Annotated in this window: 16 protein-coding genes; 7 read left to right on the top strand and 9 right to left on the bottom strand. The window is 64.8% G+C overall.

Annotation, left to right across the window (positions count from 1 at the left end; genetic code table 11):
• Positions 1-152 precede the first annotated feature (152 nt).
• The 6 genes from MIC97_RS13900 (at position 153) to trxA (ending at position 11,997) form a co-directional block, all read left to right on the top strand.
• Positions 153-2,705 carry a PAS domain-containing sensor histidine kinase gene (locus MIC97_RS13900; RefSeq protein ID WP_239800495.1) on the top strand — a complete coding sequence of 851 codons (2,553 nt, stop codon included), beginning with the start codon at positions 153-155 and terminating at the stop codon, positions 2,703-2,705.
• 8 nt (positions 2,706-2,713) lie between these two features.
• Positions 2,714-4,225: a tRNA (adenosine(37)-N6)-threonylcarbamoyltransferase complex ATPase subunit type 1 TsaE gene (gene tsaE / locus MIC97_RS13895; RefSeq protein WP_239800494.1), complete on the top strand. Its 1,512-nt coding sequence runs from the start codon at positions 2,714-2,716 to the stop codon at positions 4,223-4,225.
• Positions 4,226-4,242: 17 nt separating this feature from the next.
• Positions 4,243-4,947 carry a nucleotidyltransferase family protein gene (locus MIC97_RS13890; protein WP_239801138.1) on the top strand — a complete coding sequence of 235 codons (705 nt, stop codon included), beginning with the start codon at positions 4,243-4,245 and terminating at the stop codon, positions 4,945-4,947.
• Positions 4,944-8,069, top strand: a complete 3,126-nt coding sequence (addB, locus tag MIC97_RS13885; RefSeq protein ID WP_239800493.1) for a double-strand break repair protein AddB — start codon at positions 4,944-4,946, stop codon at positions 8,067-8,069. Before MIC97_RS13890 ends, addB begins: the two co-directional genes overlap by 4 nt.
• On the top strand, positions 8,066-11,584 hold the full coding sequence (gene addA / locus MIC97_RS13880) for a double-strand break repair helicase AddA (protein WP_239800492.1): 3,519 nt from the start codon (positions 8,066-8,068) through the stop codon (positions 11,582-11,584). The genes addB and addA overlap by 4 nt, the downstream gene beginning before the upstream one ends.
• An 89-nt stretch (positions 11,585-11,673) precedes the next feature.
• Entirely contained in the window at positions 11,674-11,997 is a 324-nt protein-coding gene (gene trxA, locus MIC97_RS13875; protein ID WP_183827196.1) for a thioredoxin, read from the top strand.
• 94 nt (positions 11,998-12,091) lie between these two features.
• Here the strand turns inward: trxA and MIC97_RS13870 are convergent, their stop codons facing one another.
• From MIC97_RS13870 to MIC97_RS13830, 9 genes are all read right to left on the bottom strand, one after another.
• Positions 12,092-13,423, bottom strand: a complete 1,332-nt coding sequence (locus MIC97_RS13870; RefSeq protein WP_239800491.1) for a folylpolyglutamate synthase/dihydrofolate synthase family protein — start codon at positions 13,421-13,423, stop codon at positions 12,092-12,094.
• 9 nt (positions 13,424-13,432) lie between these two features.
• The gene (gene accD, locus MIC97_RS13865) at positions 13,433-14,356 is read right to left on the bottom strand and encodes an acetyl-CoA carboxylase, carboxyltransferase subunit beta (protein WP_239800490.1); all 924 of its coding nucleotides are present in this window, start codon (positions 14,354-14,356) and stop codon (positions 13,433-13,435) included.
• A 45-nt stretch (positions 14,357-14,401) separates the two neighbouring features.
• Positions 14,402-15,244, bottom strand: coding sequence for a tryptophan synthase subunit alpha (gene trpA / locus MIC97_RS13860; protein ID WP_239800489.1), 843 nt, complete (start codon positions 15,242-15,244; stop codon positions 14,402-14,404).
• A gap of 1 nt (position 15,245) precedes the next feature.
• On the bottom strand, positions 15,246-16,466 hold the full coding sequence (gene trpB / locus MIC97_RS13855; RefSeq protein ID WP_239800488.1) for a tryptophan synthase subunit beta: 1,221 nt from the start codon (positions 16,464-16,466) through the stop codon (positions 15,246-15,248).
• Between the two features lie 30 nt (positions 16,467-16,496).
• The gene (locus tag MIC97_RS13850) at positions 16,497-17,156 is read right to left on the bottom strand and encodes a phosphoribosylanthranilate isomerase (protein WP_239800487.1); all 660 of its coding nucleotides are present in this window, start codon (positions 17,154-17,156) and stop codon (positions 16,497-16,499) included.
• A 99-nt stretch (positions 17,157-17,255) separates the two neighbouring features.
• Positions 17,256-17,999: an amino acid ABC transporter ATP-binding protein gene (locus tag MIC97_RS13845; RefSeq protein WP_239800486.1), complete on the bottom strand. Its 744-nt coding sequence runs from the start codon at positions 17,997-17,999 to the stop codon at positions 17,256-17,258.
• A gap of 2 nt (positions 18,000-18,001) precedes the next feature.
• The gene (locus MIC97_RS13840) at positions 18,002-19,072 is read right to left on the bottom strand and encodes an amino acid ABC transporter permease (RefSeq protein WP_239800485.1); all 1,071 of its coding nucleotides are present in this window, start codon (positions 19,070-19,072) and stop codon (positions 18,002-18,004) included.
• A 106-nt stretch (positions 19,073-19,178) separates the two neighbouring features.
• Positions 19,179-20,021, bottom strand: coding sequence for an ABC transporter substrate-binding protein (locus tag MIC97_RS13835; protein WP_239800484.1), 843 nt, complete (start codon positions 20,019-20,021; stop codon positions 19,179-19,181).
• A 33-nt stretch (positions 20,022-20,054) separates the two neighbouring features.
• A complete protein-coding gene (locus tag MIC97_RS13830; RefSeq protein WP_239800483.1) occupies positions 20,055-20,807 on the bottom strand; it encodes a gamma-glutamyl-gamma-aminobutyrate hydrolase family protein in 753 nt (250 codons plus the stop codon).
• Positions 20,808-20,860: 53 nt separating this feature from the next.
• Here MIC97_RS13830 and MIC97_RS13825 point away from each other — a divergent pair, with 53 nt between their 5' ends.
• Complete coding sequence (locus tag MIC97_RS13825) at positions 20,861-21,565, top strand: FCD domain-containing protein (RefSeq protein ID WP_183827167.1); 705 nt, start codon at positions 20,861-20,863, stop codon at positions 21,563-21,565.
• Positions 21,566-21,592: the final 27 nt, after the last annotated feature.

The following is a 21,592-nucleotide window of genomic DNA, read 5'->3' as shown; positions in this document are numbered from 1 at the left end:
GCCCGGTTTTATTTTTGCGCCCGGGCTGCTTCACGCAGATTCGGCGAGGCGGTATTGTGGGGTGATTCGCGACGCTTCAGCCGGACATGGGTTCGGAGCCGGGGTTTGCCGGCTGGGCGTCCTTTACAAAGGGCGGCGGAGAGGACCACGACATGCCGGGGGAAAACCCGCTTCATGCGGGAAAGGCCGTTGCCGGCGGCCACGACGATTTCCGCGACGGGAAACGCCCGTCATTTCGTTGGCGGCTGCGCGCCGGGCTCATGCCCTACCGTCTCCTTGCCTCCTCGGCGCTTGTCCTTCCCCTGACGTCTCTGAGCGCCGGCGCACAGACCGCGACGCGCGCGGCCATGCCCATAGGCACGTCCGATGTGATCCAGCTTGCGCTGTCGGTCGGCGTGATGGGCGCTGCACTTATTTCCGCGATCGTGCTGATCCGCGAGCGCCAGCGCACCGCAGCGGAGAACGCGAAGCTTCGCGCCCGCATCGCCGATGTCAACGCAGCCCTGCAGCGCTCTGACGCCATCCTCAATCTGCGCGACCAGCGCGTCATCGTGTGGTCCGGCGACAACCAGAAGCCCGAGCTGGTCGGCTCGCTTCCGCTGGAAGCCGGTGCCCCGGAGGACCGCGCGCCTTTCCTGGCTTTCGGACGCTGGCTGGCGCCGCGTTCCGCCGCAGCGCTCGAACGCGGCATTGCGGGCCTGCGCGAAAAAGGCACGCCTTTCGACATCGTCGCCGAAACCCATGGTGGCGCGACCCTCGAAATTCAGGGTCGCAAAGGGCCGTCTCACACGCTGGTGCGGTTCCTTTCCCTTGCGGACATCCAGCGCGCCCATGCACGGCTGAAGCTGGAAAACGAGCGGCTTGTCGGCGACCACGAAACGCTCATCAGCCTGCTCAATGCACTCGAAATGCCGGTATGGCTGCGTGATGAAAACGGCCGGCTGAAATGGATCAACCGCGCCTATGCCGCCGCCGTTGAGGCCTCGGCGGATGGAGATGCGATCCGTGAAGGCCGCGAGTTGCTGGGCGACGGCGCCCGCGCGGCGATTGCCGATCAGCACCGTACGCATCCGGTGTTCGCGCAGACCATGTCCACCGTCATTCAGGGCGACCGGCGCCAGTTCGCGGTGACGGACTACAGCGGCGCAAAGGGCTCTGCAGGCATTGCCTGCGACGTGAGCGCGGTGGAAACGATGCGCGAGGAGTTCCAGCGCACCGTGCGCAACCACTCCGACACGCTCGATCATCTCAACACCGCTGTCGCGATCTTCGACACCGAACAGAAACTGCGCTTCTTCAATCAGGCTTTCCAGAAGCTGTGGTCGCTCGATATTCCGTTCCTCAACAGTGCGCCCGACAATGCGCTGCTGCTCGACCGGCTGCGCAGCGAAGGCAAGATCGCCGAACAACCCGAATGGCGGCGCTGGAAGGAAAACCTGCTTGGCGCCTATCGGGCGGTCGAAACGCAGGAGCACTGGTGGCACCTGCCGGACGGCAAGACTATTCGCGTCGTGGCCAACCCGCAGCCCAAGGGCGGCGTGACCTGGCTGTTCGAGAACCTGACCGAGAAGATCGACCTCGAAAGCCGTTACCAGACCGCCGTGCGCGTACAGGGCGAGACCCTCGACAACCTGGCTGAGGGTGTCGCGGTGTTCGGACCCGACGGGCGGCTGCGCCTTTCCAACCCGGCTTTTGCCGCGCTGTGGGGACTTGAGCAAACCCTCGTCGCGCCGAATGTCCATGTCGCTTCGGTCCGCGCAGTTTGCGACAGCCGGGCAAAGGACAGCCCATGGGGCGGTTTCGTTGCAGCCATCACCGGCTTCGACGAAGAGCGCACCAACTGGCATGGTCTGGTGGAACTGAACGCGGGCAGCGTGTTGCGCTACGCCGTCATCCATCTGCCCAACGGACAGGTGATGACGACCTTCGTGGACGTGACCGACAGCGTCAATGTCGAACGGGCGCTGAAGGAAAAGAACGAAGCCCTTCTGAAGTCCGACCAGATCAAGAACGAGTTCGTGCAGCACGTTTCCTATGAGCTCCGCTCGCCGCTTACCAACATCATCGGCTTCACCGAACTTTTGTCGCTGCCGGCCACCGGGCCGTTGTCGCCGCGCCAGCGCGAATATCTGGAGCATATCGGCTCGTCGTCGTCGGTGCTGCTCACCATCGTCAACGATATCCTCGACCTTGCCACCGTCGACGCCGGCATCATGCAGCTCGACATCACCGAGGTCGACGTCAACAACGCCATTACGGCCGCCGCAGAACTGGTTTCCGAACGGCTGCAGGAACACGCTATCAGGCTCTCGGTCGATGCCGCCGCCGCGCCGCAGACGCTCAAGGGCGACGAGGTGCGGGTGCGGCAGATCCTCTACAATCTGCTCACCAATGCCGCCAACTATGCGCCCGAGGGCAGCACGGTGCGTCTGACCTGCCGGCAATTGCCGGACGGCGTCGAATTCTCCGTGCATGATGACGGGCCGGGCATGCCGCCCGACGTGCTGGATCTCGTGTTCCACCGCTTCGAATCGCGCGTCAATGGCGGGCGCAGGCGCGGCGCGGGCCTTGGCCTTTCCATCGTCAAAAGCTTTGTCGAACTGCATGGCGGCGAAGTGCGCATCGAGACAGGCTCCGGACAGGGAACCACGGTCGTGTGCATCTTCCCGGCTACGCCGGCAGATATGCGCAACGCGGCGGAGTAGCTCCCGACATGGAAGCCTCCCCTATCGAGGTGGCGCTTGGCGATGAGGCGGCGACAAAACGGCTCGGCGAGGACCTCGCCATGGCCGTGCGGCCGGGCGACGTTCTGGCCCTGCATGGCGATCTCGGCGCTGGAAAATCCACGCTGGCGCGGGCGCTGATCCGCGCCCTTGCCGACGATGCCACCCTCGAAGTGCCGAGCCCCACCTTCACGCTGGTGCAGAGTTACGAGACGCGCTTTCCCGTCCACCATTTCGATCTCTATCGCCTCGGCCATGAGGACGAGCTGGACGAGCTCGGTTTCGAGGACGCCTTTGCCAATGGCGTGGCTCTGGTGGAGTGGCCCGAACGCGCCGGCAGCCGCCTGCCGCAGAGCGCGTTGGCGGTCGAGCTGATCCACGAGGGCGAAGGCCGCGGCGCCCGCATCTCCGGCTCCGACGAGGCGATGGCGCGAATTGGGCGCTCGCTCGCCATGCGCGGCTTCCTGACAGGCGCCGGCTGGGGCAGCGCCCAGCGCCGCCATCTGACCGGCGATGCCTCGGCACGCTCCTACGAGACGGTGCGCCTTGCAGGCGAAGCGGACCGCATTTTGATGAACTCGCCGCCGCTGGTGATGGGTCCGCCGGTGCGCGACGGCAAACCCTATGCCGAGATCGCCCATACCTCAAAGACCGTCGCGGCCTTCGTCGCCATCGACAAGGTGCTGCGCGAAGCCGGCATCTGCGCCCCGGAAATCCACGCGCAGGATCTCGACAACGGCTTCCTGCTGATCGAGCATCTGGGCAGCACAGGCGTTCTGGACGAGGCACGCAATCCGATCGAGGAGCGCTATGTCGCCGCCGCCGAACTGCTGGCCGACATGCATGGCCGTCCATGGTGCGCCCATATCGAGGTCGCGCCCGGCATAGTCTATGACGTGCCGCCCTTCGATCGCGACGCGATGCTGATCGAGGTCGATCTGCTGATCGACTGGTACGTTCCGGCGGTGAGCGGCAAGCCGGCGGACGACGCGCTGCGCGCCCGCTACCGGCAGGAATGGAACGTCGCGCTCGACCGCATCGAAGGTTTCGAGCCCACGCTGATGCAGCGCGACTATCACTCGCCGAACCTGATCTGGCGGGCGGAGCGCAGCGGCCATGACCGGCTGGGCATCATCGATTTTCAGGACGCGCTTGTAGGCCCGACGGCCTACGATCTCGCCTCGCTGGCCATGGATGCACGCGCCACCGTGCCGCGCGACGTCGAACAGGCGACGGTGAATGCCTATCTTGCCCGCCGACGCGCGGCCGGGCATTTCGACGAGGCTGCCTTTCTTGAAGCCTATGCGCTGATGGCGGCGCAGCGGAACTCGAAAATTCTCGGCATCTTCGTGCGCCTGCATCGCCGCGACGGCAAACCCGGCTATCTGAAGCACCTGCCGCGGATCCGCGACTATCTGCGCCGCGCGCTCGCCCACCCGGCGCTTGCCCCAATGCACGCCTTCTACGAGGAACAGGGTTTTCTTGAGGAGCGGGAGCTTTGACAGACCCGAAGACAGCAATGGTGCTCGCCGCCGGGCTCGGCACGCGCATGCGCCCGATCACCGACACGCTGCCGAAGCCGCTGGTGGAGATCGCCGGCCGCACCCTGCTCGATCGCGGGCTGGACGCGCTGGCCGGGGCAGGCGTGGAAAAAGCCGTGGTCAATGTCCATCATCTGAGTGCCATGATCGCCGCCCATGTCGCCGGATACACAAAACCCCGCATCATCATTTCCGACGAGAGCGACAGGCTGCTGGACAGCGCCGGCGGCATCGTGCGGGCGCTGCCGGAACTGGGGCCGGATCCGTTCTACATTCTTAATGCCGACACCTTCTGGATCGAACGCGGCACGCCGGAGCTTGAGCGTCTGGCCGCGACGTGGGACGATGCGCGCATGGACATATTGCTCATGCTCGCCAATCCGGCGGATTCCACCGGCCACAGCGGTTCGACCGATTTCCTGCTTGACGACGACGGCCGGCTGGCGCGCGGACGCAACCACCCTGAGGGGCTGATCTATGGCGGTGCGGGCATCGTCCATCCGCGCATCTTCGAAGGGGCGGACGCGGAACCGCATTCGCTCAACCTCTACTTCGACCGCGCCATTGCCGCAGGCCGCCTGTTCGGCGTTGCCATGAACGGCCACTGGATCACTGTCGGCACGCCGGATGCCATCGCCCCGGCGGAGGAAGCGCTGCGACAAGTTCCGGCCGGGGCGGCATGAGCAGCGCGCCGCGCGTTCTTTCGATCCCGCCCGGAGCGCCGTTCCTGCCGACACTGGCCTCGGCGTTGCTGTCGGGCGAACTGGTTCCGGGTTTCCGCTTCGACGGCGATCCGATGGCGCTGGCCGACGTCACCATCTATGTGCCGACGCGGCGCGCCGCGCGTGCGCTGCGCACCGAGTTCATGAAGCTGATGGGCGGCCGCGCCGCCATCCTGCCGACCGTGCGGCCGCTTGGCGAATTCGACGAGGACGAGGCGCTGTTCGAGACGGATGCGCCCGAAAATTCCGCGGCACTCGACCTTGCCCCGCCCATCGCCTCGACCGAACGCCTGCTGCTTTTGGCGGTTCTGGTGCGGGCGTGGAAGCAGCGGCTGCCGGCCGAGGTGGCCGCGCGTTTCGCGGAAGAGATCATGGTGCCGGCCTCCGCCGCCGACGCCATCTGGCTGGCGCGCGATCTGGCCGACCTGATGGACGAGGTGGAAACGGAGGGCTCCGACTGGGCAAAGCTCGCCGGGCTGGTCACCGGCAATCTCGCCGGCTGGTGGCAGGTGACGCTGGATTTCCTTGGCATCGCCAGCCAGCACTGGCCGCTGATCCTCGCCGAGCGCGATCGCTCCAATCCGGCGGCACATCGCAGCGCGCTGATCCGCTTCGAGACGGAACGCCTTCAGCGCAAACCACCCGCAGGTCCCGTGATCGCCGCCGGTTCGACCGGCTCGATCCCCGCCACGGCTGAACTGCTGAAGACAATCGCGCACCTGCCGAACGGCGCGGTGGTTTTGCCGGGGCTTGATGCAACACTCGATGCGCCCTCACTCGCCGCCATCTCGGCGCCGGACGCGCGCCCCGCGCTGCTCGGCCATCCGCAATACGGCCTGATCAAACTGGCGAACAAGATCGGTGTCGCCCGCGACGAGATCGCACCGCTCGGAACGCCTTCCACCGCGCTTGCCCTGCGCAATGCAATCGTCAGTGAAGCCCTGCGCCCCGCCGATACGACCGAGTTGTGGCCGCAGATGCGGGCACGCTTCAGCGATGCCAACATGACGGGCGCCCTTGAAGACGTGACCGTGCTGGAAGCGCCGAACGAACGCGACGAGGCGACCGCCATCGCGGTGGCGCTGCGCCATGCCGTGAGCGCACCCGGCAAACGTGCGGCGCTGGTGACGGGTGACAGGGCGCTGGCCCGCCGCGTCTCGGCCGAATTGCTGCGCTTTGGCATCACGGCCGACGATTCCGGCGGCACGCCGCTCGCCAACACGCCGCCTGCCGCCCTGCTACGACTTGCCGCCCAGGCCGCTTTCCGCCCCGGCGATCCGCTGCCTTTGCTGGCGCTGGTCAAGCACCCGCTGCTGTCGCTCGGAATGGACCGCGCGCCGGTGCGCCATGCAGCCGAGTTGATCGAGCTGGCCGCGCTGCGCGGCGGCACCGGGCGTCCTGACATCGCCGCCCTGCCCGACCTGTTCGAGCGTCGGCTGGCCGACCCCGCCGAGGGCGGGCGCGAGCCGTTCTGGTTCGCACGCTTTCCGGCGCGGCGCATCGAGGAGGCGATTGGCGTTGCCCGCAAGCTCGTTGAGGCACTCACGCCCCTGCTCGAACTGCGCGACCGCACCGACCTCGGCGTTCCCGATTTCGCGCAGGCAAGCACACAGGCGCTGGAAGCGCTGGGCCGTCAGGCCGATGGCAGCGTCACAGCCCTCTATGCCGGTGATGCGGGCCACAAGCTGGCGCAGGTGCTGCGCGATCTGGTGGCCGCTCAATCGCCCTTCGGCTTCGGTGCCGACGAATGGCCGGATGTGCTCGACGCCCTGCTCGCGCCCGAGACTGTGAAGCCGCGACAGGGCACCGATCGGGCCATCGCCATCTGGGGTGCGCTGGAAGCACGGCTCCAGCATGTCGACACACTTGTCGTCGGCGGGCTCAACGAAGGGGTGTGGCCGCGCAAACCGGAGAACGACCGCTTCATGTCGCGGCTGATGAAGGGGGGGCTCGATCTCGAACCGCCGGAGCGGCGCATCGGCCTTGCCGCGCATGATTTCCAGATGGCGATGGGCACACAGAAGGTGGTGCTGGCGCGGGCGCTGCGCTCCGGCGATGCGCCGGCCGTGCCTTCGCGCTGGCTGCAACGCCTGCTCACCTTCACCGGCAAGGACCATGCCGCCGTCATGCGCCGGCGCGGCGACCAACTGCTTTCATGGGCGCGTACGCTGGACGAAGCGCCGCGCATCGACTTCGCACCGCGCCCCTGCCCCGCGCCGCCCCTAGACGTGCGGCCGAAGCATTTTTCCGTCACGGAAATCGAGACGCTGCGGCGCGATCCCTATGCCATCTATGCCCGTCGTCTTCTCGGCCTCTACGCGCTCGATCCGGTGATCCGCGATCCGGGCGCTGCCGAGCGCGGCACGCTGTTTCATGACATACTGCACCGCTTCTCCATGCAGGCCGATCCATCTGCACCGGACGCACTGGAAAAGCTTTTGCAGGCGGGCCGCGACTGTTTCGCCGATGCCGAACTGCCGGAAGATGTCGAGGCTGTGTGGTGGCCGCGTTTCGAGACGCTGGCCGCCAACATCATCGCGTGGGAGCGGAGCCGCTTCGACGTGCAGGCACGCCATGCCGAGGCGCGCGCTGAAAAAACGGCCATCGGAGCCACTGGCGTGACGCTGTCCGGCTATGCCGACCGGGTCGACCTGCTCACCGGCAACATGGCCGACATTCTTGACTACAAGACCGGCTCATCGCCTTCCAAGGTGCAGGCGCACACGCTGCTCGCTCCACAGCTCGCGCTGGAAGCCGCGCTGCTCAGGCGCGGTTCGTTCCGCGATCTGGGCAGCCGTGAACCGGCGGACCTTGCCTTCATCCGCCTGCGCGCCAATGGCGAGGTGGAACCCGAATCCATTCTCAGACACGGCAAGGCGATCCGCTCCGGCATGGAGCTTGGCGAGGATGCGTGGGCGCGGCTGGAAAAGCTGCTCTATTATTACGCCAACCCGGCCACCGGCTATCTTTCACGCGCATTGCCCTTCCGCGAGGGCGAGACGGATGGCGATTACGACCATCTGGCGCGCGTGCTGGAATGGTCTGCCGGCGGCGACGGGGCGGGCGAAGGAGGAGAGGAATGAAATATCCGATCCCCACCGATACCGCGCTCGCACAGGCGCGCGCTTCCGACCCCGCCAATTCGGCATGGGTGTCGGCCAATGCCGGCTCGGGAAAGACGCATGTGCTGGCCCAGCGCGTCATCCGGCTTCTGCTGCGCGGCACGGAGCCGTCGAAGATCCTGTGCCTGACCTATACGCGCGCGGCGGCGGCCAACATGTCGAACCGCGTGTTTTCCACGCTGTCGGAATGGACAGCGCTCGACGAGACCGAGCTTGCGAAACGCATCGAGGCTATGGACGGGCGGCATCCGGATGCGACAACCCTGCAACGGGCGCGCCGCCTGTTTGCCGAGGCGCTGGAGACGCCGGGCGGGCTGAAGATCCAGACCATCCACGCCTTCTGCGAGGCGGTGCTGCACCAGTTCCCGCTGGAGGCGAACATCGTCGCCCATTTCCAGATGGTCGACACCCAGATGGAGCAGACGCTGGTCGCCGCCGCGCGGCGCGACATGATCGCCGGCGCGGTCGGCGGTGCGGCCACGGACCTCACGGAAGCCTTCGCCACCGTGCTTGCGCGCGGCGGCGAGACTGGGCTTGATTCCCTGCTTTCCGAGATCGTGGGCAAACGCGAGGCGCTGCGCGAATTTCTCGGCAGGATCGGCGGCACTGCGGCCGGCTTCGCGCCGCTGTTCGCGGAATTCGGCTTCAGCGCCGATGACCATGAGGCCGCTATTGCCACATCAGTCTGGCCCCTGCCCGGTTTCGAGCCTGCCTATATGGCGACACTCGACGAGCTTTCGCTGCAACTGGGAGCCAACCGCGCACGCGGTTCCCTTGTGGATGATGCGCTGATCGCCTTCGCCGAGCCCGACCCGATGCTGCGCTTTGCGGGTTTGCAGAAATCCTTCCTCAGCGGCAAGGGCGATGCCTACAAGCCGGACTGGCTGTTTTCAAAGGCGCTGATCGGCGCGATGCCCGATCTGGCGGAACGCTATCTGGCCGCCACCGAAGCGATCATTTCCGCCTGCGACCGGCTGGCGCTCTACCGCATGGTGAAGGGCACCACCTCCGCGCTCACGATCGCCGACTGGCTGATCCGCCGCTACGAGGAGCTGAAGCGGGCGCGCGGCCTGCTCGACTTCAACGACCTGATCACCCGCACCGTCAACCTGCTGAAGCGCCCGGAAGCCGGCGCATGGGTGCAGTACAAGCTCGATCAGGGCATCGACCACATTTTGCTCGACGAAGCGCAGGACACCAGCCCCGAACAATGGGACGTGGTTAAGAAGCTCGCCGAAGAATTCTTCTCCGGAGAGAGCGCCCGCGACAACACCTTGCGCACCGTGTTCGCCGTGGGTGACGAAAAGCAATCGATCTACTCCTTTCAGGGCGCGGCCCCGGACTCCTTCGCCGAAAGCAAGGATGAGTTTGCCATTCGGGTGCGCGATGCCGGGCGACAATTCGCCGACCTGAAGCTCACCTTCTCCTTCCGTTCCAGCGAGGACGTGCTGCGCGCGGTGGATCGCGTGTTCTCCGACGACGAGGTGCGGCGCGGCATCAGCCATGATCCCGAGCCGCTCGACCACAAGGCCATCCGCAACGATGCGCCGGGCTATGTGGAAGTGTGGCCGACGCTGGGTGCCGATCAGGTCGAGGAACCGGACGACTGGACGCTGCCCGTCAACCACGCCAGCGCGCCTGCGGTGCGCGTGGCCGAACATGTCGCTGCCACCATCAAGGGCTGGCTGGACAAGGGCGAAATCCTTGAAGGCAAGGGCCGCACCCTGCGCGCCGGCGACGTTCTGGTGCTGGTGCGCAAGCGCGACCGCTTCATCCATGCGCTCTCAAAAAGCCTGAAGGAAAAGGGCGTGCCGGTGGCCGGCGCGGACCGCCTCAGCCTGCCCGGCCACATCGCCGTGAAGGATCTGGCCGCCCTTGGCCGCTTCCTCGTCCAACCGCAGGACGACCTGTCGCTCGCCGCCGTGCTGCGCTCGCCGATCTTCGACCTGCCCGAAAAGCGCCTGTTCGATCTCGCTGCAGGGCGTGAGCGCAGTGTCTCGCTGATCCAGTCGCTCCGCCGCCAGGCAGAAGCGGACAAGTTGCTTGCCACAATCGCCGAAACCCTTGAGCACTGGGCGAGCGAGGCCGCCTTCAAGCCGGTGTTCGAGTTCTATGCCGGCATTCTGGCGCGCGACGGGGTGCGCCGCAACATGATCGCGCGCCTCGGCCCCGAAGCCGGCGACATACTGGACGAGTTCCTGAATTTCTGCCTCGCGGAAGAGCGCACCGGCCTGCCCGGCCTCGATTCCTTCCTCTCCACGCTGGAAAATGCGGGGCCCGAAGTGAAGCGGGAGATGGATCAGAGCCGCAACGAGGTGCGCATCATGACCGTGCATGCCTCCAAGGGCCTCGAAGCGCCGGTGGTGTTTCTCATCGACGGCGGCGCGCGCGCTTTCAGCGACCAGCATCTGCCGCGGCTGATGCCATTCGAAAGCTCCGGCCGGCACTGGCGCGGCCGCGGCTATCTGTGGCGCTCCGATGCGGAAGTTGCCAACGCCGTCTCGCGTGGCGCTGCGGAGAAGGCGAAGCAACTGGCCGACGACGAATATCGCCGCCTGCTCTACGTCGCCATGACGCGCGCAGAGGACCGGCTGATCGTTGCCGGCTATCACGGCAAGCGCGAGCCAGGAGACGGAACCTGGCACCGGATCGTGTCCCGCGCGCTGGCAACAGCGCCGGAAACGCGCGAACTGGCGCATCCGGTCACCGGCGACCCCGTGCATCGCTTCCACGCCACCGGCCTGCCGCCACGGTCTTCCGCACAAGCCGACACTGAAACCGCAGGAACCAGCTTCACGCCCCTGCCCGCCACACTGTTTGACAGGCTGGACGACGATGAGGAATTGCCGCGCCCGCTTTCGCCCTCCGGTGCTTCGGCGCTGATCGGAGAGGACGGGATCGAGCCGCTTCCCGATCCGCGCTCACCGGTGCTGGAAGCGGGTGATGAGCCTTCGCTGGCCATCGCGCGTGGCCTTGCCACTCACAAGCTGTTGCAGATGCTGCCCGGCATTGCTGACGACGAGTGGGAGGACGCAGGCCGGCGCTATCTGGCGCGCGCGGGCGCCGACTGGCCGCAATCCGAGCGCGAGCGCGTGCTTGGCGCGGTGCTCGATGTGCTCGTCGATGCACGCTTTGCTCCCATCTTCTCCGAAAGCTCCCGCGCCGAGATCGCTCTCATGGGCAGCCTGAAGGTGAAGGGCAGGCAGCGCTCCGTATCGGGCAAGATCGACCGGCTGGCGGTGACGGACGAGCGGGTGCTGATCGTCGATTACAAGACCAACCGCCCGCCGCCGGCCACGCTGGCGCAGGTGCCGGAGGCTTATGTTTTGCAGCTCGGCCTCTATCGGGAACTGCTGAAGCCGCTCTATCCGGAGCGGGAAATCGCGGCCGCCCTGCTGTTTACCGAAGCGCCGCGCCTCATCGAACTGCCGGGGGACGCCATGGATGCCGCCCTTGCCCGACTCACCCTATCGTGACACAAGACCTGCCTGAATTTGAACTCGCTTGAATTTGGCCGGTTCCACCGCCACATAGTGTTGAGCTGAACAACCGAAAGGACTTTCGCATGGCAACCGTCAAGGTCGACAACGGCAACTTCCAGTCGGACGTGCTCGACGCCAAGGAACCCGTCGTGGTGGATTTCTGGGCTGAATGGTGTGGCCCGTGCAAGATGATCGGCCCGTCGCTGGAAGAGATTTCCAACGAGCTTGGCGGAAAGGTCAAGATCGCGAAGCTGAACATCGACGAGAACCCGGAGCTTGCCGCCCAGTTCGGCGTGCGCTCCATTCCGACCCTGATGATCTTCAAGGACGGTCAGGTTGCCGACACCAAGGTTGGTGCTGCGCCGAAGACCGCCCTGTCGCAGTGGATCAACGGCGCCGTCGCCTGATCCGAAGCGTATACCAAACAAAAGCCCGGCCATTGCGCCGGGCTTTTTTATGGCAGGCTGGATGGCCGATCAGCACCGGCCCGAAAAGGACGGTTCAGGTCGGCGGGGTTCCGTTTTCAGCCAGAACGGCACCGACCAAATACAGCGAACCGCCGATGAGGATGCGCGGCGGCACATCTGTCTCCTGCCAGTTGTCACGCAGCAGCATCAGCGCATTCGCCACCGAGCTGACGGGTTCGGCCGACAGGCCTGCCGCACTGGCGCGCACGGCCAGCTCGTCATTGCCCACGCTGGCATCGCTGAAATCCACCGGCACGGTATAGACATGCTTCACCAGACCGTTGAACGCGTGGAAATAACCGCTCTGATCCTTGGTGTTGATCATGCCGGCGATCATGAACAAAGGCCGCGGATCCTTCTGCTCCAGTTCCGCCAGAGCTTCTGAAATGACGATGCCGGCGCCGGGATTGTGGCCGCCATCCACCCAGATTTCTGCTCCGGCAGGCGCCAGTTCCATCAGCTTGCCATGCGGCAGCTTCTGCATCCGGCCCGGCCACGAGGCCGTCGTCATGGCGCGGTCGATGGCGTTTTCGCGCGGATCGAAACCGGCGGCCTTGACCGCCGCAATGGCAGCCGATGCGTTGGCGAGCTGGTGGCGGCCGGTCATGCGCGGCAGGGAAAGGTCCATCAGGCCATCCTGATCCTGATAGACCATGCGGCCATGTTCCGCGAAGGCAAAAAAGTCCTGACCGTAGATATGGGTCGGGCAGCCGAGACGCGCGGCGGTGTCGGCAAGCACCTCAAGAGCGGCCTCATGCGGCTGGGAGCCGATCACCACCGGGCAGCCCGGCTTGATGATACCGGCCTTTTCGGCAGCGATCAGTTCGACCCGGTCACCGAGATAGGCTTCATGATCCATGGAAACCGGCATGATCACCGAGGCGGCAGGCCGTGCAATGACGTTGGTGGCGTCGAAACGCCCGCCAAGGCCGACCTCCATGACCACCACGTCGGCAGGATGCTCGGAAAACAGCAGGAACCCGACCGCCGACAGAATCTCGAACACGGTGATCTGCTGTCCGTCATTGGCCTTCGCCACGCGCGCTATCGCCTCGGCCAGCGTGGCATCGTCGACCAGCCGGCTCCCACCGTCGGCGGCGATGCGATAGCGTTCGTGCCAGTTGACGAGGTGCGGCGAGGTGTGGGTATGCACCAGCAGGCCCTGCGCTTCGAGAATGGCGCGGGTGAATGCGGCGCAGGAACCCTTGCCATTGGTGCCGGCGATGTGGATAGCCGGCGGCATGTGATCCTGCGGATTGCCCAGTTTGTCGAGCAGTCGTGACACCCGATCCAGCGAAAGGTCGAAACCTTTCGGATGCAGCGTCATCAGATGTTCGATCTCGCGCTCGGCGGAAAGCGTGTTCATGCCGCGCGATCAGGCTTGCGGCCGCGCTTCCGGGGCAACCGGAACGGGCGGCGGCATGTCCGCAACCTGCGCCTGTTGCGTTTCCGGCTTCTTGAGCAGCAGCTTGAGCAGGTTGGCGACCGTCCTCTTCATCTCCAGCCGCGACACCACCATGTCCACCATGCCGTGCTCCATCAGATATTCGGCGCGCTGGAAACCCTCAGGCAGCTTCTCGCGGATCGTCTGCTCGATGACGCGCGGTCCGGCAAAGCCGATCAGAGCGCCGGGCTCGGCAATGTGCACGTCGCCCAGCATGGCGTAGGAAGCGGTGACACCACCCGTGGTCGGGTTGGTCAGCACCACGATATAGGGCAGACCGGCTTCCTTGAGACGGTCGACGGCGACGGTGGTGCGGGCAAGCTGCATCAGCGACAGGATGCCTTCCTGCATGCGCGCACCGCCCGAGGCAGCGAACAGAACCAGCGGCTTGCGGCTCTGACGTGCGGTGTCGAAGGCGTGAATGATCGCCTCGCCGGCGGCAAGGCCGAGCGAACCGCCCATGAAGGTGAAGTCCTGCACCGTTGCCACGACCGGCAGGCCGTCGATCTGGCCGGTCGCGCTCAGGATGGCATCGTCCATGCCGGTCTTGGCCTTGGCGTCCTTCAGGCGGTCGACATAGCGCTTCTCGTCACGGAACTTCAGCGGATCCTGAACGACTTTGGGATTCTCCAGAACCTCATAGCTGCCGCCATCGAAGAAGAACTTCAGCCGTTCCTTCGCGGCGATCTTCATGTGATAGCCGGAGGCTGGGATCACGAACTGGTTCTCTTCCAGATCCTTGTGGAAAACCATCTCGCCCGACTCCGGATCCTTGATCCAGAGGTTTTCGGGCATCTCGCGCCTGCCGAGCATCGAATTGATCTTCGGGCGGACGTAGTTGGTGATCCAGTTCATCGTTCGGCTCCTGACCGCGACTTGATTCTGTTTGGGTTAGGGCAACTATTCGGCAGCAGCAAGGCGGGCCTGACGCACGCCTTGTGCAAGACCGGAAACCAGCGTTGCAACCGCCTCGGCCGGATCGGCGGTGCGCTTGCCATCGGCGCCCAGAACATTGGCCACCGCATTGACGATGGCCGTACCGACCACGACGCCGTCAGCCGAAGCGCCGATCGTGCGGGCCTGCCCGGCCGTCTTGACGCCGAAGCCGACGCACACCGGCAGATCGGTATGCTGCTTGATACGCTTCACCGCCTCGGAAACCTTGCCGGTATCGGCCAACGCCGAACCGGTGATACCGGTCATCGACACATAGTAGACGAAACCGGAGGTGTTCTGCAGAACCTTGGGCAGGCGCTTTTCATCGGTCGTCGGCGTGGCCAAGCGAATGAAGTTGATGCCTGCCTTCAGCGCCGGAACGCAAAGCTCCTCGTCCATTTCCGGCGGCAGATCGACCACGATCAGGCCGTCGATGCCGGATGCCTTCGCATCGGCCAGGAAGCGGTCGACGCCGTAGATGTAGATGGGGTTGTAGTAGCCCATCAGCACGATCGGCGTCTCATTGTCATCCTTGCGGAAATCGGCGGCCATCTGCAGGGTGCGTACCAGCGTCTGCCCGCCCTTCAGCGAACGCAGACCGGCCGCCTGAATGGCGGGACCATCGGCCATGGGATCGGAAAACGGCATGCCGAGCTCGATGATGTCGGCGCCTGAGCGCGCCAGCGCCTTCATGATCGACAGGGAGGTATCATAATCCGGGTCGCCGCCCATGAAATAGGTGACGAGCGCCGGCCGGCCCTCTTCCTTCAGTTTCGCCATACGGCGGTCGATGCGGGTATCGGTCATCTCAGATCTCCATGCCCATCATCGAGGCCACGGTATGCACGTCCTTGTCGCCACGCCCGGACAGGTTGACGATGACGATCTGGTCCTTGTCCATCGATGGCGCGATCTTGACGGCGTGGGCAATAGCATGAGCCGATTCCAGTGCCGGGATAATGCCTTCGGTGCGGGTGCAGAGCTGGAACGCCTCCAGCGCCTCGTCGTCGAGGATCGGCACATATTCGACCCGGCCAGTGTCGCGCAGCCAGCTGTGCTCGGGGCCGACACCGGGATAGTCGAGACCGGCGGACACGGAATGGCCGTCGATGATCTGGCCGTCCTCGTTCTGGATCAGATAGGTGCGGTTGCCGTGCAACACGCCGGGGCGTCCCGCATTCATCGACGCGCAATGCTCGACGCCGTCGAGACCACGACCGCCGGCTTCGATGCCGATGATGCGGACATCCTTGTCGTCAAGGAAAGGATGGAACAGGCCGATGGCGTTGGAGCCGCCGCCGACGGCAGCGATGATCACATCGGGAAGGCGTCCTTCCTGCTCCAGAACCTGCGCGCGCGCTTCCGTGCCGATCACCGACTGGAAGTCGCGCACCAGCTCCGGATAGGGGTGCGGCCCGGCAGCTGTGCCGATCAGGTAATAGGTGTCTTCGACATTAGTGACCCAGTCGCGAAGGGCTTCGTTCATCGCATCCTTGAGCGTACCGTGGCCCGATTCCACCGGCCGCACCTCGGCACCCAGAAGCTTCATGCGGAACACGTTGGGGCTTTGGCGGGCGACGTCGGTGGCGCCCATATAGACGACGCATGGCAGGTTGAAGCGCGCTGCAACGGTGGCTGAGGCCACGCCATGCTGGCCGGCACCCGTCTCGGCGATGATGCGGGTCTTGCCCATGCGACGGGCGAGCAGGATCTGGCCAAGACAGTTGTTGATCTTGTGGGATCCCGTGTGGTTCAGGTCCTCACGCTTGAGATAGATTTTCGCGCCACCCAGATGCCGGGTCAGACCCTCTGCAAAATAGAGCTTCGATGGGCGCCCGGCATAGAAGGTGGAAAGCGCCTGAAGCTCGGCCCTGAATTCGGGATCGGTCCTGGCCTTGTTCCACTCCGCCTCCAGATCGAGGATCAGCGGCATAAGGGTTTCAGCCACGAAGCGGCCCCCGAAAATGCCGAACATCCCCTGCTCGTCGGGACCTGTGCGGAATGAATTTGGTGTGGCCGGCTTGTTCATCGCCGATCTCCTCGGGCAAAAGGCTGCGGTTCAGGCTGCACGGTCGTCGCGCGCGGCTGCAACCGCCTTGAAAAAAGCTTCGATGAGCGCCGTGTCCTTGACGCCGGGCTCACTTTCGACGCCTGACGATATGTCGATGCCGGGCGGATTAGCAAGCCGCAGGGCCTCTGCGATATTGGCAGCGTCGAGCCCGCCGGAAAGCATGTAATCGACACCAGCGTCAAGCCCGGCGAGGATGGTCCAGTCGAAGCGGACGCCGTTTCCGCCCGGAAGCTCGGAGCCCGGCGGCGGCTTTGCATCGAACAGGAAGCGGTCGGCGACGCCGCGATAAGGCCCGATCCGCGCCAGATCCGACGCATCATGAATGGCGAAGGCCTTCATCACCGGCAGCGCATGGCGCGCCTTGACCTGCGCCACACGTTCCGGCTTCTCCGAGCCGTGAAGCTGGAGCATGTCGGGTTGCATCGCATCGACAATGGCGTCCAGAAAAGCGTCATCGGCATCGACGGTGACCGCGACGGCCTTCGCCCTGCCGCGCGCCAGTGCGCGTAACCTGCCGGCTTCCTGCGGGGTCACGTTGCGGGGGCTTTTTGGGAAAAAAATAAAGCCGACATGGCTGGCGCCGCCGTCGATGGCCGATGCCAGCGCCGCCTCCGTCTTCAGCCCGCAGATCTTGATGTCCAGTGCCATGGCGGGGACTTGGCATGAAACGGGGCCCGAGTCGAGACAAAGCCGCCGGCTACCGGCTGTTGACGAGGCAGGGGCCGCACTGCGCGCGGCCCCAACCGGTCAGAGGCGTCCCGCCTCGATGATCTGCTTCAGGAAGGCGCGCGTGCGTTCTTCCTTCGGCTCACCGAAGATCTGCGCGGGCGGCCCCTTCTCCAGAAGTCTGCCCTGTTCAAGGAACACCACGACGTCGGAGACCTCGCGGGCGAACTGCATTTCATGCGTGGCGAGGATCATGGTCATACCATCGCGGGCCAGATCGCGCACGATGTTGAGCACCTCTGCCACCAGTTCGGGGTCGAGCGCGGAGGTGATCTCGTCCAGAAGCAACGCTTCCGGCCGCATGGCGATGGCGCGCACGATGGCGACGCGCTGCTGCTGGCCGCCGGACAACTGGTCGGGGTAGTAGCCGGCCCGGTGTTCGAGGTTGACCCGTTCCAGCAATTCGCGCGCCCGCTTCAGCGCCGCGCCGCGATCTTCGCCCAGAAGGCGGATCGGACCGACGGCGATGTTTTCCTCGACCGTCATGTGCGGGAACAGGTTGAACGACTGGAATACCATGCCGACCTTGCGGCGCAGGCGGTCGAGATCGACGCCCGGCCCAGAGACGACATCGCCGTCCACGGAAACGGTGCCGCGGTCGATCGTCTCCAGCGCGTTGATGCAGCGCAGCAGCGTCGACTTGCCGGAGCCCGAGGCACCGATCAGCGTCACCACCTGGTGCTTTTCCACATCAAGGTCGATGCCCTTGAGCACCTGATGACCGGAATAGCTCTTCTCGATGCCCGAAAGTTCGATGAAAGCCATGGTCAAGCTCCCTTGCGGCGGCTGGCGCCACGCTCAAGCATCCAGTCGACAAAACGGGTCTGCGGAATGGTTATGATGACGAACAGGATGGCCACCACTGTCACCGACGACAGGTTGAAGGTGCTCGACGCGTAGAACTTCGCCTGGTTGAAGGCATCGAGCGTGCCGATGACGTTGACCAGCGACGTGTCCTTCTGCAGCGCGATGAAGGTGCTCAGCATCGGCGGAATGACCAGACGCATGGCCTGCGGCAGGATGAAGAAGCGCAGCGTCTGCAGATAGGAGAAGCCGAGCGAGCGGCTGGCCGCCCATTGCGAGGGGTGGATGGAGGCGATGCCGGAGCGGTACACCTCGGCCACATAGGCGCTGTAGGTCAGCGACAGCGCCATGATTGCGAACCATTCGGCATTGAGCCCGCTCAGCAGCGGCAGATTGGTCAGCGGCAGGCCGAAGCCGATCAGATAGAGAACGATGATGGCCGGCACCGCCCGCATCAGGTCGATATAGGCGACAGCCAGGAACCTGACCGGCGCGCCGGCTTTGCCCGGGATCATGCGGGCAATGGCCAGAACCAGCCCGAACACCAGAACGATGACGCCCGAGATGAAGGCCAGCCGGATGTTGACGATAAAGGCACGTGCAATATCGAGCGCGCTGGAGGCCATCAGGTCGCCGCGCAGGAAGGTGCGCTGGATGTTGCCGTCGTTGATCAGCACGAGCTGGATCAGGGCAAAGGCGATCACGATCGCGAAGGCCAGCCCGAAGGTGACGAAGCTCTGCTGGCGCGACTGCGCAGCACTTGCACGGGAGGCGAGCACCTCGCCGGCAGCTTCTTCACTGGCACTGCGAAAAGAATGACGCAGCGCGCTCACGGCGGCCCACAGGGTCACGGCGCCGAGCGCCAGCCCCGCTGCCATCACCCAGATGCTGAACGTGGAAAGCTCCGGGCTGGTGGTTATGCCTGCGCGAACACTTTCTCCCACCGCAGCAACGGCAACGAGCAAGGCTATGGCGAGCAGCGTGGCGAAAACCGCCAGACCGCGACTGCGCGGTGCAGGGCTCAGCGAAGTCATGCCAACTCCAATCTGTCAGTTGATAAACCGGCTGCCCGGAACCGCATGACGATCCGGGCAGCGCTGGTGTGGATCAGATCCGCACCGATGGGCGGAAGGGATAAAGTCAGTCCTGCTTCCAGACGGGGATGGTCGCCGGATCGACGCCGAACAGGGGCGTCAGATATTTGGCGGACAGACCGGCCAGCGTGCCGTCTTCCCGGAAGGTGGCGACCGCCTGATCGATCGTGGCGGCATTGGCTGAGCCCTTCGGCAGCACGATGCCATAACCCTGATCGAGCTCGAACTGGCCGATGACTTCGATCATGCCATTGGTTCCGTTGGTGGCGGAGAGAACCAGCGTCGTATCGGAGATGATGGCATCCACCTGACCGGCGATCAGCGCCGTGACCATGTCGGGCTGCGACTGGTAGAGCCCCGGCTGCTGCTCGGGCTTCAGCGTGCCGATGACCCAGTCCGAACCCATATTGCCCTGCAGAACGCCGATGCGCTTGGTGCGGATGTTCTCAGCCGTCACATCGGCGCCCTTCTTTACGGCAACGCCGAGATTGGACGAGAAATAAGGCTGGCTGAAATCGAAGACCTGCTTGCGGGCTTCGGTGATGGTCGTGCCGGCAATGCCGATGTCATAGTTGGAAGCGGTGCCGGAGATGTACTGATCCCAGGCCATATTGACGAGGCGCACCTTGTCGAGGCCGGCACGGTGGGCGATCTCGGCGCCCATGCAATATTCGAAGCCATCCTCGATCTTTTCGGGCGACACGCCGTTGTACCAGCCGGGATTGGGCAGCACCGTCGCCACGGTCAGCGTATCGGCGGCAATGGTTTCCAGCTTGATGCTGCCGCGCTCGCCCTGCGGCTCGCACTTGCCATATTCGGCCGCCTGAGCGGCAGCACCGGCAAAAACGGCAAACGCGCCGGCCGCCGCCAGCAATGCAAATGACTTCATAGAAGTGATCTCCCTGATCGTTGTCTTATGTTGTTATGCGCGGCGGCAATGAGCGAGAAACGCGCCCACAAGCCGCTCGAAATCTTCATGCGAGGCTTTGGGGTCTTCAGGATGCCACTGAACACCCACAACCCACGCATCGCCGGTGCCCTCCAGTGCCTCGACAATGCCATCCGCCGCCCTTGACGCGACGCGAAGCCCCTCGCCAACCTTCGACACGGCCTGATGATGGCCGGAGCGGACGATGATTTCGCCGGCCCCGTAAACCTCCTCAAGGCGGGTATCCGGCAGTATTTCGGTGGGATGCGCGGTCATCACCGAATTGTCGGCGTTGAGATAGTGCATGGTGCCGCCACCGATCTCCTGAACCATATCGCCGCCGGCAGCGATGTTGAGAAGCTGCATGCCACGGCAGATGCCCAGAATGGGGAGACCCTTCTCCCGCGCAAGCTGCAGAAGCCCGATCTCGTAGTCATCGGCCGCGCGATGGATGCCGTAGACGCTGTCGGCCACGACCTGCTGTCCGTATGTCTGCGGATCGGCATCGGCGCCGCCAAGCATCAGCACTCCGTCGACGTCTTCGAGCGCCTCGCGCTGGGTGAGCTGCGGCGCGGACGCCTCGACGAAGGAAACCGAGGCGCCGGCGGCCTTCAGCCCGGCAAAGGCGGAATCCGAAAACTCCCGCAGGGTGCGGGCCAGATAATCGCTCGCATAAGGCGAAGAGAGAGAGCCGGAGACGAGAATGCGGGGACCGGCCGGCTTGTGTTCAGAGGTGGTTTGGGGCATTGCATTCCAACTGTTAATCACATAACCTTTAACATCTATAGTTTAATGGTCAAATGAAATTTCTGAAGCCTCTCTCCGCTGAAGGAAACAGCGCGCCGGACATGGTGTTCCGCCGCCTGCGCGAAGCCATCACCATGGGCGAGCTCAGCCCCGGCGAGCAGCTTCCGCCCGAAAACGAGCTGGCCAGAATGCTGGGCGTCGCCCCGATGACAGCCCGCATCGCGCTCGGCGCCATGCGCGACATGGGATTGCTCACCACGGTACGCGGCCGCAATGGCGGCAATTTCATCGCTGAGGATGTGGGCGAGCGTCTGGCCGATGCCGCGCGCCGCCTGCGGCTAACGCGCGAGGAATTGCGCGATCTGACCGACTGGCGACGCGCAATCTCCGGCGAGGCCTGCTATCTGGCCGCCGAGCGCGGTACGGAGGACGATTTCGTCCGCATCGAGCAGGCGGCACGGGAATATGACGACCTGCTGCCCAAATTTCCGGATATGCGTTTCGCCGATGCCCGCTTTCACATGGTCATCGCCGAAGTGTCGGGATCGTCGCGGCTTCTCAAGCAGGAAACGGAAATTCAGGTCGAGGTGACGAATTTCATCCTGTCGGCAGCCAAGCCGGCAGCCGCCAAGAACCTCACTCCCTACAATCATGACAGGATCGTCAAAGCGATCCGCAATCGTCAGCCGGCAGCAGCGCGCGACGCCATGGCCGAGCATGCGGAACAGACGTTTGCATGGGTCACGGTGGTGATCTGAGATCAGCCGCACCAAACCGGCAACACC

This window comes from Aquamicrobium sp. NLF2-7 (genome assembly GCF_022359935.1).
GTDB classification, from domain to species: domain Bacteria; phylum Pseudomonadota; class Alphaproteobacteria; order Rhizobiales; family Rhizobiaceae; genus Mesorhizobium; species Mesorhizobium lusatiense.
This window is presented reverse-complemented; position numbering and strand designations above follow the sequence as displayed.

Excerpts from the sequence above, each read along its gene's own strand:
- trpB (WP_239800488.1), bottom strand. The coding sequence starts at position 16,466 with ATGAACAAGCCGGCCACACCAAATTCATTCCGCACAGGTCCCGACGAG.
- addB (WP_239800493.1), top strand. The coding sequence starts at position 4,944 with ATGAGCAGCGCGCCGCGCGTTCTTTCGATCCCGCCCGGAGCGCCGTTC.
- MIC97_RS13870 (WP_239800491.1), bottom strand. The coding sequence starts at position 13,423 with ATGAACACGCTTTCCGCCGAGCGCGAGATCGAACATCTGATGACGCTG.
- trxA (WP_183827196.1), top strand. The coding sequence starts at position 11,674 with ATGGCAACCGTCAAGGTCGACAACGGCAACTTCCAGTCGGACGTGCTC.
- MIC97_RS13845 (WP_239800486.1), bottom strand. The coding sequence starts at position 17,999 with ATGGCTTTCATCGAACTTTCGGGCATCGAGAAGAGCTATTCCGGTCAT.
- tsaE (WP_239800494.1), top strand. The coding sequence starts at position 2,714 with ATGGAAGCCTCCCCTATCGAGGTGGCGCTTGGCGATGAGGCGGCGACA.
- MIC97_RS13840 (WP_239800485.1), bottom strand. The coding sequence starts at position 19,072 with ATGACTTCGCTGAGCCCTGCACCGCGCAGTCGCGGTCTGGCGGTTTTC.
- addA (WP_239800492.1), top strand. The coding sequence starts at position 8,066 with ATGAAATATCCGATCCCCACCGATACCGCGCTCGCACAGGCGCGCGCT.
- accD (WP_239800490.1), bottom strand. The coding sequence starts at position 14,356 with ATGAACTGGATCACCAACTACGTCCGCCCGAAGATCAATTCGATGCTC.
- MIC97_RS13830 (WP_239800483.1), bottom strand. The coding sequence starts at position 20,807 with ATGCCCCAAACCACCTCTGAACACAAGCCGGCCGGTCCCCGCATTCTC.
- MIC97_RS13900 (WP_239800495.1), top strand. The coding sequence starts at position 153 with ATGCCGGGGGAAAACCCGCTTCATGCGGGAAAGGCCGTTGCCGGCGGC.
- trpA (WP_239800489.1), bottom strand. The coding sequence starts at position 15,244 with ATGACCGATACCCGCATCGACCGCCGTATGGCGAAACTGAAGGAAGAG.
- MIC97_RS13825 (WP_183827167.1), top strand. The coding sequence starts at position 20,861 with ATGAAATTTCTGAAGCCTCTCTCCGCTGAAGGAAACAGCGCGCCGGAC.
- MIC97_RS13835 (WP_239800484.1), bottom strand. The coding sequence starts at position 20,021 with ATGAAGTCATTTGCATTGCTGGCGGCGGCCGGCGCGTTTGCCGTTTTT.
- MIC97_RS13850 (WP_239800487.1), bottom strand. The coding sequence starts at position 17,156 with ATGGCACTGGACATCAAGATCTGCGGGCTGAAGACGGAGGCGGCGCTG.
- MIC97_RS13890 (WP_239801138.1), top strand. The coding sequence starts at position 4,243 with ATGGTGCTCGCCGCCGGGCTCGGCACGCGCATGCGCCCGATCACCGAC.